Origin of the sequence: Burkholderia sp. 567 (assembly GCF_040545115.1) — a bacterium.
In the GTDB taxonomy this organism is placed as follows: Bacteria; Pseudomonadota; Gammaproteobacteria; order Burkholderiales; family Burkholderiaceae; genus Burkholderia; species Burkholderia ambifaria.
This window is the reverse complement of the sequence record NZ_JBEPLG010000002.1, coordinates 515,872-528,344: the sequence shown is the minus strand read 5'-3', so window position 1 is coordinate 528,344 and position 12,473 is coordinate 515,872. Positions and strand designations below refer to the sequence as shown.

Annotated in this window: 10 protein-coding genes; 8 read left to right on the top strand and 2 right to left on the bottom strand. The window is 60.1% G+C overall.

Annotated features, from left to right (window positions below; genetic code table 11):
- Window positions 1-6: 6 nt before the first annotated feature.
- Entirely contained in the window at window positions 7-681 is a 675-nt protein-coding gene (locus tag ABIC50_RS07845) for a DotU family type IV/VI secretion system protein (protein WP_354162840.1), read from the bottom strand.
- Between the two features lie 80 nt (window positions 682-761).
- Window positions 762-2,111: a type VI secretion system baseplate subunit TssK gene (gene tssK / locus ABIC50_RS07840; protein ID WP_354162837.1), complete on the bottom strand. Its 1,350-nt coding sequence runs from the start codon at window positions 2,109-2,111 to the stop codon at window positions 762-764.
- Between the two features lie 579 nt (window positions 2,112-2,690).
- On the opposite strand from tssK, the gene tssB reads away from it, so the two are divergent.
- The 8 genes from tssB to ABIC50_RS07800 all read left to right on the top strand — a co-directional run bounded on the left by tssB (window position 2,691) and on the right by ABIC50_RS07800 (window position 12,472).
- A complete protein-coding gene (tssB, locus tag ABIC50_RS07835) occupies window positions 2,691-3,203 on the top strand; it encodes a type VI secretion system contractile sheath small subunit (RefSeq protein ID WP_354162835.1) in 513 nt (170 codons plus the stop codon).
- A 73-nt stretch (window positions 3,204-3,276) separates the two neighbouring features.
- Complete coding sequence (tssC, locus tag ABIC50_RS07830) at window positions 3,277-4,827, top strand: type VI secretion system contractile sheath large subunit (protein ID WP_006750267.1); 1,551 nt, start codon at window positions 3,277-3,279, stop codon at window positions 4,825-4,827.
- A gap of 78 nt (window positions 4,828-4,905) precedes the next feature.
- Window positions 4,906-7,257, top strand: coding sequence for a type VI secretion system Vgr family protein (locus ABIC50_RS07825; protein ID WP_354162832.1), 2,352 nt, complete (start codon window positions 4,906-4,908; stop codon window positions 7,255-7,257).
- A complete protein-coding gene (locus ABIC50_RS07820) occupies window positions 7,257-8,249 on the top strand; it encodes a DUF4123 domain-containing protein (protein ID WP_354162829.1) in 993 nt (330 codons plus the stop codon). The genes ABIC50_RS07825 and ABIC50_RS07820 overlap by 1 nt, the downstream gene beginning before the upstream one ends.
- Window positions 8,242-9,012: a DUF3304 domain-containing protein gene (locus tag ABIC50_RS07815; RefSeq protein WP_354162827.1), complete on the top strand. Its 771-nt coding sequence runs from the start codon at window positions 8,242-8,244 to the stop codon at window positions 9,010-9,012. Before ABIC50_RS07820 ends, ABIC50_RS07815 begins: the two co-directional genes overlap by 8 nt.
- Before the next feature lie 116 nt (window positions 9,013-9,128).
- The gene (locus ABIC50_RS07810) at window positions 9,129-9,920 is read left to right on the top strand and encodes a DUF3304 domain-containing protein (protein WP_354162824.1); all 792 of its coding nucleotides are present in this window, start codon (window positions 9,129-9,131) and stop codon (window positions 9,918-9,920) included.
- On the top strand, window positions 9,913-12,153 hold the full coding sequence (locus tag ABIC50_RS07805; RefSeq protein ID WP_354162822.1) for a T6SS phospholipase effector Tle1-like catalytic domain-containing protein: 2,241 nt from the start codon (window positions 9,913-9,915) through the stop codon (window positions 12,151-12,153). Before ABIC50_RS07810 ends, ABIC50_RS07805 begins: the two co-directional genes overlap by 8 nt.
- Window positions 12,154-12,214: 61 nt before the next feature.
- Entirely contained in the window at window positions 12,215-12,472 is a 258-nt protein-coding gene (locus tag ABIC50_RS07800) for a PAAR domain-containing protein (protein ID WP_175659644.1), read from the top strand.
- Window position 12,473 lies beyond the last annotated feature (1 nt).

Sequence of the window (12,473 nt, the reverse complement as noted above, 5' to 3'; positions counted from 1 at the left end):
CCGAACTCACGGCCGTTTCGCTTGCTGGATGAGTTGGGCCAGTTCGGCATCGAGGATCCGATCCCACGCGAACCAGACGAGTATCGCGATGACGCACGCCGCGCCCGCGACCACCCAAGGCGACACATGCCTGAGCCGGTCGAGCAGTCGCGTGCTGGAGCGATCGGTGACGAACCCCGGGCGGACTGCCGGGCGCAATTGATCGATCTGTGCAACCAGCGCGGCGGTCAGTGCCTGACGTTTCGCCTCACCGTCATGGGCGCCCGCGGACGGCCCCGAGCGGGCGGCATACCGGCCACGGAATCCCAGGCCGAGAACGGCCGCATAGCATTCGAGCAGGTCGACGTTCGGCACGGGCTCGCGCATCCGGTAGTCGAGCCGCTCGTAGATGCGCGTGCCTGCATCGTGCGTGCCGAATCGCTCGACCTGCAGCGGCGTGGATTCCCACTTCGCCTTGGCGGAAGCCGGCAGGTGCCGCAGTGCGGCTTCGTCGATCAGGCCGCACTGGGCGACGATCGCGTCGTCCCGTACGTCCGCGGCAATGCCTTGCGCATCGAGCGCGGTCGCGAACTGCGCGACCAGCAGGCGGCACTGCTCACGCAGGCTCGCGGCGTTGTCGACCTGGCCGCCGTTCGACAGTTGACTGACGAGCAATGCGGTATCGCGCAACAGCGCACGCATGGAGGCTCGATGTGAATGACCGGATGACGGATCGCGCGCAAGCAGCGCGGTTTCGTGACGCAGGGAGGCGACGGCATTCATCAGCGCAGCACCGCATAAAGTTCGAGCGACGCGTCCGGAATCGACGCGGGCAGATAGATCTGGCAAGCGCGCGCGGCGAGCATCCGCGCATGCGCGGCGTCGTGCGCATCGAGCGCGAAATAGTGGTTGTCCAGCCGGACCGGTATGGCGCCGGGCACCCGCTGCACGGCTTTGAGCGGAATTCCCGCCACCGCGGAATTGACGATGTGCTCGACGTCGTCCGGTGCGCCGATCTTGCAGAGGCGCGGAAACTGTTCGAGCAGCTCGAACGCCGGCAACGCGGCATTGACGGACAGATACCAGTCCGCGGCATCTTCGACGATGCGCTCGTCGCGGAACTGACCGACCCAGGTCGTAGGCGTCGTATGCGAGAGCCCGATCGAGACGACGCGCGACGGAATGATCGCGTCGAGCAGATCGCGGATCAGCGATTCGAGCGCCGCGAACACGTCATGGGCGCTCGCGTGGTCGTACGGCGGAATGTCGGTCAGCGACACGCGCGTCGAGAACGTGATCAGCGAGCCGGCCAGCTGGGCGAGCACCTGGTACAGGCGATCGGTCGGCTGCGCCGGATGCGACGCGAGGAAGCGCAGTTGCGGCCACGCCTGGTGAATGCAATGCAGGAGCCAGAACAGTTGGACGTCGGCGACGCCATACTCGGCCACCTGCTCGATGCGCTCGCTGCGGCGCGCACCGAGGAGCGCACTTTTGGCGGCGAGGATGTCGGCGATCCGCCGAATACGCTCGATATGCAGCGTGTGCCCGGATAGCGCGAGACAGGGCGGCACGTATCGGCGATCGACCTGGAACTGCCCGCTCGTCGTGCGCGTCAGGCGTGCGATCGCGCATGCCGTGTCGTCGGCGTGCGATTCGAAGCCGAACAGCAACCGGACGGCGTGACGCTCGGCGGCAATTTCGGTTTCGGCCGAGCCGTTCAGGTCCGTCACCTTGACGAACTCGCGATACGCGCGACGCGGGCGGGCCAGCGCCGTTTCGTCGAAACGGCAGTTGCTGCCGTTCGCGTCCGGTAGCGCGAGCGCGGCGAGTACGTCGACGGTCTGCGTATCGGCGGGAATTTCGCCGACGAGGTCGCGCGCCGGCGGCAACGCGTCGGCGACGGTCGTGTCGATCGGCGTGCCGTCAGGGAAACGCAATTGCAGCCGCGCGAGCTTCAGGCGGCCAGAGGACAGTGCCTCCTCGTCGATGTCGACGTTCAGCGTTCCCCATGACGATACGGCGACAGCCGACGCCAGTTGTTGCAGCGCGAACCCGTTCCAGCGCTCCTGCTGCTGGAAATGCTGCTGCGTAAGAATCAGCCCTTCATGCCAGAGCGGTTTGTCGATCCGCATGGTGTGGTCAATACCGATGTAGGAATTATGAGGCGCCGATTCTATACATCGTTTTCTGATTTCGTATACCCCGTTTTATTCGAATTTGTTGAGAAGTGTCTCGAATAAATTGAGATAAATAGGGTGTTTATTTTGAGATTTATTGGGTGCGGGGTGTTTCGTCGGTGCGAGCTGTGTCGAGTGGAATTTTTATTGAGATTTTGTGTTCCGTGTTTTTTGTGGAGGTCGCATATAAATCAAGCAGTTGTGAGATCGTTGTAAATTTGATTGATAGTGATTTGCGGGCGAGCGTGGGGGATTCGGACAGCGTGTCTGGAATGCATCAGGGAATCGGACTAGTCTTATTTGCAAAAGAACTTGTGTCGTTAATTTTCAATTTTCCGTGTTTCGGGTTTACTCGCCGACAAAGGGCGTGATATTTTCTGCCGCCTGAGTCGGATATCGGGCCGCGAATATCCGGATGGGCCGTTCGTCGATGCACGTTGCGGGGTTGGCATGGGCGTTACGGACGGCGATGCACCCATGACTTGCGGGTGCGTGTCGCGGAGTCTTCAAGCTTCCTGAGATAAGGAGAACGAATTGGATAGCTTTCAGCGAGAGATCCCGAAGAGCCGGGTGTCGATCACGCTCGACCTGCATACGGGTGGAGCGCAGAAGAAGGTCGAGTTGCCCCTGAAGCTGCTGGTCGCCGGCGACTTCAGTGCCGGCCGTGAGCAGGCGCCGCTTGCCGAGCGCAAGAAGGTGAACATCGACAAGAACAACTTCGATGCCGTGCTGGCCGACTATGCGCCGGATCTCAGGATCGCCGCGGACAACACGCTGGCCGGCGACGGTTCGGAACTGCCCGTCAACCTGTCGTTCCGCTCGATCAGGGATTTCGCGCCCGAGCAGGTCGCGCGCCAGATTCCCGAGCTGCAGGCGCTCCTCGCGATGCGCAATCTGCTGCGCGACCTGAAATCGAACCTGCTCGACAACGGCACGTTCCGTCGCGAGTTCGAGAAGGTGCTGAAGGACGATCGCCTGTCCGCGAAGCTGCGCGGCGAACTCGCGCAGATCGCGACCGCCGCGACGCAGCCGGAAGGGCATGCGTGACACGCGCCGGGAAAAACGCGCGTTCAGCGCATTCCGCAACATCGTAGCGATTCGATCGCAGACAGGACACGCCATGAAATCCACTGAAACGCAGCACGCCGGCGCGAGCGAGACCGTCGTGCTGGACGCCCCGCACGGGGATATCGACAGCGTCTATGCGTCGCTGTGCAGCAAGATCAACCTGAAGCCCGTCAGCGAAGCACGCCCGCTCGAGGCGTTCCGCGACAACGACATGCTGTCCGAGGCGTCGGCCGATGAGCGCATCGCGCGCGGGATGGGCGCATTCCTCGAACTCGTCGCTAACGCGAGCCAGCCGGTGGACCGCCTCGACAAGTCGCTGCTCGATTTCCATATCGGCCAGATCGACCGGCAGATCAGCCGCCAGCTCGACGCCGTGATGCATACGCAGGAATTCCAGGCGCTCGAGGCACGCTGGCGCGGCCTGAAGATGCTCGTGAGCCGCACTGATTTCCGCAAGAACGCACGCATCGAAGTGCTCGACGTGTCGAAGGACGCGCTGCAGCGCGACTTCGAGGATACGCCGGAACTGATCCAGAGCGGCCTGTATCGCCTGACGTACATCGAGGAATACGACACGCCGGGCGGCCAGCCGATCAGCGCGATGATCAGCGACTTCGAGTTCGCGAATTCGCCGATGGACGTCGCACTGCTGCGCAACATCTCGAAGGTGGCGGCCGCCGCGCACATGCCGTTCATCGGCTCGGTCGGCCCGGCGTTCTTCGGCAAGCAGTCGATGGAGGAAGTCGCCGCGATCCAGGATATCGGCAACTATTTCGATCGCGCCGAGTACATCAAGTGGAAGAGCTTCCGCGATACCGACGATGCACGTTACGTCGGCTTGACGATGCCGCGCGTGCTCGGCCGTTTGCCGTACGGCAAGGACACGGCACCGGTGCGGGCATTCAACTACGAGGAGGCCGTCAAGGGCCCCGACCACGACAAGTACCTGTGGATGAATGCGTCGTTCGCGTTCGCGGCGAACATGGTGCGCAGCTTTGTTAGCAACGGCTGGTGCGTGCAGATCCGCGGTCCGCAGGCGGGCGGCAAGGTCGAGGATCTGCCGGTTCACCTGTACGACCTCGGCACCGGCCACCAGCCGAAGATCCCGACCGAGGTGCTGATCCCCGAAACCCGCGAATTCGAGTTCGCGAATCTCGGCTTCATTCCGCTGTCGTTCTACAAGAACCACGACTTCGCGTGCTTCTTCTCCGCGAACTCGGCGCAGAAGCCGGCGCTGTACGAGACCCGGGAAGCGACCGCGAACAGCCGTATCAACGCACGGCTGCCGTACATCTTCCTGCTGTCGCGCATCGCGCACTACCTGAAGCTGATTCAGCGGGAGAACATCGGCACGACCAAGGATCGTCGTCTGCTCGAGCTCGAGTTGAACAACTGGATCAAGGGGCTCGTGACCGAGATGAAGGATCCGGGTGACGAACTGCAGGCGTCGCATCCGCTGCGCGAGGCGAAGGTCACGGTCGAGGACATCGAGGACAACCCGGGCTTCTTCCGGATCAAGCTGTTCATCGTCCCGCACTTCCAGGTCGAAGGGATGGATATCGGGCTGTCGCTCGTGTCGCAGATGCCGAAGTCCAAGAACTGATCTGACGTTAGTCGCAGTGGCGCCGGGGTGGACAGGGGCACCCCGGCGTGCCGTGCAGTCGCGCAACCGAGAGATTCCATGTCGATGATTCTGCCTTCGCAGGCTTATGAATTGAAACTCGCGCCGCATCCGGCGCCGTTCTCGATCCTGAAGTTCACCGGGCTGGACCGCGTGAGCCAGCTCTATCGATACGAGATCGAATTCACGAGCCCGATGGCAGGGATCCCGATGGATCAGGTGCTGGGGCGACCGGCGAAGTTCAGCGCGGATCCGGTCGATTCGAACATGGATTACCTGCGCAAGATGTTCGGGGAGAACGCCGCGCAGTTCAGCGCAAAGCCGGCGGCGTATACGGTTCATGGCGTGATCACGCAGTTCGACGAGTTGGAGACGTCGGCGGACGAAACGCGCTACCGGGTCGTGCTGGAGCCGACACTGGCCGATCTCGATCGCGGCGTGACCAGCCGGTTGTTTCAGAAGCAGTCGGTCGAGGAGATCGTGACCGACACGTTGCGACATTACGGGTACCGCGCGGGTGTCGATTTCCAGTTTCAGCTGCGTGGACAGTACAAACGTCGCGAGTACGTGACGCAGTATCACGAGACGACGTTTGCCTTCATTCAGCGCCTTTGCGCGGAAGAAGGGATCTGGTTTCGCTGGGAGCAAAAGAAGGATCGCGCGGTTGTTGTGTTCGGCGACGATCTGGATGCCTATGCGCGCAAGCAGCGTACGGTGCCGTATCGGCGTGACTCGGGGCTCGAGAGTGTCGGTGCGGATGCGATCAAGACGCTCGGGCGCGAGATGAAGCGTGTGCCGGAGGCGGTGCGGCTGCACGACTATAACCATCGACAAGCCGAGGTATCGCTGCTGGTCGAGGAAAACGCGGCGCGCGACGACAAGACGACGAACGCGGTCGATTATCGCTGGGGTGAGCATTACGAAACGCCGGAGGAGGGCAAGCGGGTTGCGCGGTTGCGGCACGAGGCCTATCTGGCGACGCAGATTACGTTCAAGGGGACGGGCAATCCGTTCTGGCTCGAAGCCGGCGAGGTGATGCGGGTCGAGCCGAAACCTGCCGACGCGAAGCACGGCGTTTTCGTTACGTCGGTCGAGTCGCACGGCGGGCGGAATGAGTCGTTCTGGGTGGCGTTCGAGGGCATTCCGTCGGATCGCGTGTGGCGCACGCCGGTGGCTTCGGTTTCGCGGCCGGTGGTGGACGGGATTCTGCCGGCGCGGATTACATCGCCGGGCAACTACAAGTATGCGTATCTGACCGAGCAGGGCTGGTACGTGATCAAGCTGCCGTTCGATCTCGATGAATGGAGCCCGGGTGGGACGAGCCGGCCTGTGCGGTTTGCGAAGCCGTACAGCGGCGACAACTATGGGCATCACTTTCCGTTGATCGACGGGGCGGAGGTGGCGATCGTCCATACGGACGGCGATCCGAACCGGCCGGTGATCATCGGGGCGATGCATGACAGCGTGCATCCGGATCTGGTGAACAACCTGAACCATACGCGGAACCTTATTCGGACGGCTGCGCGGAATGAGTTGCGGATGGAGGACAAGGAGGGGAGTGAGCATATTCATCTCACGACGCCAACTCAGACCAGTGAGCTGAATCTGGGGCACATGGTTGACGATGCCCGTCACGAACGAGGTCAAGGGGCCGAGCTACGTACCGACGGGCATCTTGCCGCGCGCGGCCCGAAGGGCATGCTGCTGAGTACCGAGGCGCAGGTTGGAGCGTCGGGGCACCAGCTCGACATGAAAGACGCGCAGGAGCAGCTGCAGCGGGCAATCGATCGCATGGAGTCGCTTTCCGAGGCGGTGCGAGCTGCAGAGGCGACCGTCGCCGAGCTGCAGCAACAGAAGTCGTTCTATGCGGAAGCACTGGATGGCTTGAAACGCTCTGCAATTCTCGCGAGTGCACCCTCGGGTATCGGGCTCACGTCCGGGGCGCATTTACAGGTCAATGCAGACCGGAATCTGATCGCGACCGCCGGCGGGAATTTCGACGTCGGAATCATGCGGAACTTCACCGTCGCGGCGGGAAAACAGGTGTCGCTCTTCGCGCAGGCCCAGGGGGTGCGGGTCACCGCAGCCAAACAGGACGTTGTCGTCCAGGCCCGCACGGGTGCGATGGCGCTATCGGCATCGAAGGACTTGAACTTCACCAGTAGCGATGGCGCGATTCTCGCGGCCTCGCGTGGTGCGCTGACACTGACAAGCGGTGGCGCCTATCTCAAGATCGATGGCGGCAACATCGAACTCGGATGCCCGGGCGATATCACGCTCAAGTGTGGAAATTTCCACTGGACCGGTCCCGCTTCTCTTTCGGCTCCCCTGCCGAATATGCCCATTGGGCCATGCAAGGAGTGTTTGCTGGATGCGCACCGTGGTGTCGAAGCGATGACGGAGGTCGCCTGATGACCGGAACCAAGCTTGCGATGTCGACCGGTGATTCGGACGCGGCATGGGAGGTGTGGCGTAACCGATTATTGGCGCAATTCGAAGCGTTTGATGCCGAGGACGTTTCGGCCTACCTGTACGTACTCGCCGATGCGCGTGCCAATCCGGATCTCGACAAACTGCTGGTTCAGGTCCCCAGGCTTGAATGGCAGTCGCTGTGGGGCGGCACCGTTCTCGAGTCCTATACGGACATCGCCCCGTATCTGATTGCGATCGATCGCTTCGCGTTGGATGATGCGCGCGATCTGCAGAGCCGGCTCGTGCGGCGGCTCTGGAAAGAGGCGACCGAACTGCACATGCTGACGTGGATATGGTCTCCGTTTCCGACTCAGTTACTGGTTGAGCATTTTCGATCGTTCTGTCGTTATTCGACGCCGGACAAGCGCGCGTACTTCCTGCATTTCTACGATAACCGGATTCTTGCGCGGTTGAGGGCGGTCTGGACCGGGGAACAGGCGCAGACGTTTCTCTCGCCGTGCGCCGAGATCTGGTATCGCGATCGCGAAATGAGCGAGATCGTATGGTGTAACGATGCGGGTGTGACCGATGGTATAGCCGGGGAAGAGCAGGCGATGACGGTGGAGCAGCACACGGCGTTGCTGCAGCTTGGTCGTGCCGACAAGCTCGTGATGCAACTGCGCACGATGTATGGAGCGATGCTCGACGATTTTACGGATCTAACGCTTTACCAACGTGTTTCTGAACAGTTGGAGCGCGCCGATCGTTACCGTATAGCCGACGATGACGATCTCTTGAACTACGTCTCAAAGGGCGTCGTCATTTCACCGCGGTTCGATGAACATCCGATGATTCGAGAGCGGCTGGCCCGCGCGATGAGCGGCGAGCAGAAGTTTGGGGATGCGTTGAGTCGTATCGACGCTGATGTGTTGCGGGAGGCGTCTCGCATGACGACGGATTTCGTGGATGCGGGAGGGGCCTCGCATGATTAGGTGGCTCTTCGCCTTATTGGTGGTCGCGATAGCGCTTACGCAAGCCGGCTGCGACGCGTTTTCATCCGAGCCGACATACCGTGGCATCAGCATCATGGGGCTCAACTACACGCCGTTCAATCTTAGTGGGTTCACTATTCGTGACAAATACGGCAACCGAGCCAGCGGCGGAGGTGATTTGCCGCCGGGTACTGGCGCGGGCAGGTTGAGTTGTTGCTACAAGCTAAAGGGAACGGAATTCACGGTTGAGTGGGAGGTCTATGACGCGGATGAAGCCATCAAGGACCTATATGCGCCCATCAAGAAGATCCACAAGAAGACCGAGGTCAAATTTCCACCGGCAACAGTCAAGGGCGGAGCGGGGGAGGACGTGCTTGCCGTGCACTTTTATCCGGACGATCACATTGAGTTTGAGATTCGTAACGACATGAGCGGGACGAGGATCGATTACACGGACGTGGATTACTGGTTTCAAACCAAGTACGGAAAGGCGGCCAACCCGGACGACGCAGATATGGCCGTCGCGTTTAGACGTACAGCCCGGATTGCGTCGCAGGGTTGGCTGAAGTATCGCTTGACCGACACGAAGGATCTTGAGCAGTACGTGTACTACACGCAACTCATCAACCCGAAGTTCGATGAGCATCCCGTCGTCCAGCGGATCTTGAAGGACACCAAAGGCAAGCCTGGAGCCTTCGGCACAGCGATGCAGAGTTTGCCAGATGCTGTTGTACAGGAGATCAAGCAAGGGCGCTTCGATTAGGCATTGTTTCGTAGTGTTGGGTATCGATCATCAGAGGCGGCTCTGATAGGACGAACGTGTTTGCGAGAGGCCGTTTACGTGACGGATTGTGTTCTTGATTTCGAGGTATTCAAGCAATGATTAAACGGGTTGTCATGTTGCTCGGTGTCGTACTGACGTTAGCCGGTTGCGATGCGTTTTCGTCCGAGCCGACCTACCGTGGCATCAGCATCATGGGGCTCAACTACACGCCGTTCAATCTGAGCGATTTCACGATTCGTGACAAATACGGCAACAGAGCGAGTGGAGGGGGGGATTTGCCGCCGGGTTCGGGAGCCGGCAGTCTAACTTGCTGCTACAAGCTGAAGGGAACGGATTTCACGGTTGAGTGGGAGGTCTATGACGCGGATGAAGCCATCAAGGACCTATATGCGCCCATCAAGAAGATCCACAAGAAGACCGAGGTCAAATTTCCACCGGCAAAGGTCAAGGGCGGCGCTGGGGAGGACGTGCTTGCCGTGCACTTTTATCCAGACGATCACATCGAGTTTGAGATTCGTAACGACATGAGTGGATCGAGAATCTCCTATGCCAAGGTCTATCATTGGTTGAAAACCAAGTACGGGAAGGCGGCCAACCCGGACGGCGCAGATATGGCTATTGCGTTTAGACGTACAGCCCGCATTGCTTCACAAGGCTGGTTGAAGTATCACCTGACTGATACGAAGGACCTCGAACAGTACGTTTACTACACCCAAATCGTTAATCCCAAGTTCGATGAGCACCCCGTCGTGCAGCGGATCTTGAAGGACACGAAAGGCACGCCTGGTGCCTTCGGTGCGGCGATGCAAAGCCTGCCAGATGCCATCGTTCAGGAAATCAAGAGCAATCGCTTTGAACGAGATACGTCGAGAAGGCAGCATGGCTGATAAAACCATCCGTGATCCGGCGGATCGGACTCCGCCCGAAGTACGTGCTGCAATTGGAGAGAATCGGAAAGCGTATCCGCAGGACGGCTGCATTCCATGTGGCGCCGTAATACATGTCGGTTTTTTCTTTGATGGGTTTGGCCGGCATCGTGACTACGATGAAAGGAATACTTCCCGATACTCGAACATATGTCGACTATGGGAGGCTCATCGCGATAACGAGGACCCACGCCGAGAAGAGGAGCCCAACCAGTTTTGGTACCGACTCTACTATTCTGGGCTCGGAACCGAGTTGAATGAGGACGCGAGAAACGGTCAAATCGTCTCCGCCGCATTTAAGCTTGGAAAGCAGGGCGCCAAAGCTGCAGGTTCAATCGCAGTTAGCACCGGCAAGAAAGTAACCGGCGTGAAACGGCTTCCCATCGATCCGAAAGGCACTATCACCGAGGGGCTCAAGAAAGGGCTCAAGGAATTTTCGTACCGGCCGATCGTGAAGTCATTCAAAGATTTGGTCGACTCGGTCGAATCCGCGCCGCGCAATATCGGCCGAGTGTTGCAACTGCAGCGCGACAACCGCTGGGTTCAACGTGGTCGGGCGGCTACGCGCTTGTTTCTTTACGATACGAAGAAGAACTTTCTGTCTATTGGATGGAATGCCGCCAAGTCGGTGTTCTTCGGCGTGGTGATCGATTCGATTCCGTGGTTTCGTGACAACCGCGCCATCGCCCGTGTATTTGGAACAGGCGTCGAGGACCGGCTGATGGCCGCGATGAAGCAGTTCGAAAAATCGATTGACGACACCAAGCAGAAAATGCCGAAGGTCCAGCGGATCCAGGTATCCATCTTCGGTGCCGATCGCGGCTGTGTTCTCGCCCGGGCGCTGGCGAATGAACTGACACGACGGTACAAGCACCCGAGCGACACGAAGCTGGCTTTTACCGACCCGAAAGATCCCAACCAAACGGCTATTCCGGTCGAGATCAGGTTTCTCGGGCTACTGGACGCCGTTTCTTCGGTGATGGAAGAAAACAAGTTGCTGGGAATCGTGCCGGTGCTAGGCCTGCTCAAGCAAAACTACGGTGACCGCGAGCTATCGATACCGGCTTCGGTGCAGCGATGTGTGCATTTCGCCGCGGCTCACGAACTGCGGTTCTATCAACGGCTCGATAGCCTCGAGAAAACGCGTGGACTCCAGTACCTCTATCCGGGAACCAGCGAAGACATCACCGGCGGGGCGCCACCAGGAACGCTCGGAGCACGCGCGGAACTGCAGCGCGTCGTTTTGCGCGACATGCTCAATGAGGCGGTTTCGCATGGAGTCGTGCTGGATACGATGGAGGACTTGGCGAAATGGAAGCCAGAGGTGCTTCAGAGGTTCACGCTCGCCAACCCCATCTCCGACGGCAAAGCCTCCTACAAAATCGGAGAACTGATTGACGCCTACCGTCAAATAGTTCCCTACGTCGCGCGTCTGAACTTTGTCGAACACATGCAGGTATTCCTGCGCTGGATGGCGGTTCGCTACCAATCCCCGGCATTTCGCGCGACCGTGACGAGTCACTTCGATGACCTCGCCGCCCAGCACCGGGAGCTTCTGAAGGAGCGCAACGATGCCGAGGCCGCGTATCTCGCGCTGCGCAATCAACGGCCGCCTGCGGATCGAGAGACGCTTGGCAGGGCCTACGCGCGCTGGCAGAACGCGGTTTTGCCGGAAATGCTTTCCGGTCGCGATGCGGGTATCGAGAAAAAGCGTCCCCCCGTGGGCGTCTGGGACCGCATTCAAAGCGAATCCGAAGCGCTGATGCGGCGCGAATCGCTACAGGCCGGGTTGCAGAAGTCAGCGAATCGCATACGTGAAATGGCTCAAGAGGGGTCGTTGCCGTGGGACGCAAACCCGGAGTTCAGCGCATCGATGATCGAGGCCTGGAAGATGACGCCTGAAGAGGAGACGCTGATCCAGGCATGGAAGATGGGCCTGAGCGGCAAGAACCCGCTGCCGCCCAAGGTCATGGCGCTCTTCGACCTGCTGGTTCACGACACGATGCTGACGAGCTGGCACGACCACGTGCTGTCGTCGAATCTGTACTTCCAGACACGTGCGATCGACACGTTCGGAACCAGCAACTACGTCAGCGAAGACAAGAAGCGCAAGCGCGACGAAAAACATGGTGAGCGCGTCAGGCAGGCCAGCGAAGCGATTAAGCCCGCAGCCCGGCTGCCGGGGCGCTTATAACTCGATATCGACCGCTCACTGTCGAACCGCAGTGGCGAGTCGATTCATTTCGGAGATACCTATGACGGGCATCATTCGCGTCGGAGACCGCCACACCGGCGGCGGCTACGTAACGTCCGGTTCGGATACGCGCTTTTTCATGGGGCGTGCGCTTGCGCGGCTCCACGATCCCGTGACCTGCCCGCGGCACGGCGACAACCGCATCGCGATGGCTACTTCGGGTGCATTCGATAATGGTCGCGAGGTCGCCCAGCACGATGACTTGTGCGGGTGCGGTTGCCGTTTGATTTCTTCTCTTGCGAATAGCGGGCGCCGCTAGG

What these genes read in the sequence shown, in the direction of transcription:
- ABIC50_RS07845 (WP_354162840.1), bottom strand. Translation starts at nt 681, where the DNA reads ATGCGTGCGCTGTTGCGCGATACCGCATTGCTCGTCAGTCAACTGTCG.
- tssK (WP_354162837.1), bottom strand. Translation starts at nt 2,111, where the DNA reads ATGCGGATCGACAAACCGCTCTGGCATGAAGGGCTGATTCTTACGCAG.
- tssC (WP_006750267.1), top strand. Translation starts at nt 3,277, where the DNA reads ATGAAATCCACTGAAACGCAGCACGCCGGCGCGAGCGAGACCGTCGTG.
- ABIC50_RS07825 (WP_354162832.1), top strand. Translation starts at nt 4,906, where the DNA reads ATGTCGATGATTCTGCCTTCGCAGGCTTATGAATTGAAACTCGCGCCG.
- ABIC50_RS07820 (WP_354162829.1), top strand. Translation starts at nt 7,257, where the DNA reads ATGACCGGAACCAAGCTTGCGATGTCGACCGGTGATTCGGACGCGGCA.
- ABIC50_RS07815 (WP_354162827.1), top strand. Translation starts at nt 8,242, where the DNA reads ATGATTAGGTGGCTCTTCGCCTTATTGGTGGTCGCGATAGCGCTTACG.
- ABIC50_RS07810 (WP_354162824.1), top strand. Translation starts at nt 9,129, where the DNA reads ATGATTAAACGGGTTGTCATGTTGCTCGGTGTCGTACTGACGTTAGCC.
- ABIC50_RS07805 (WP_354162822.1), top strand. Translation starts at nt 9,913, where the DNA reads ATGGCTGATAAAACCATCCGTGATCCGGCGGATCGGACTCCGCCCGAA.
- ABIC50_RS07800 (WP_175659644.1), top strand. Translation starts at nt 12,215, where the DNA reads ATGACGGGCATCATTCGCGTCGGAGACCGCCACACCGGCGGCGGCTAC.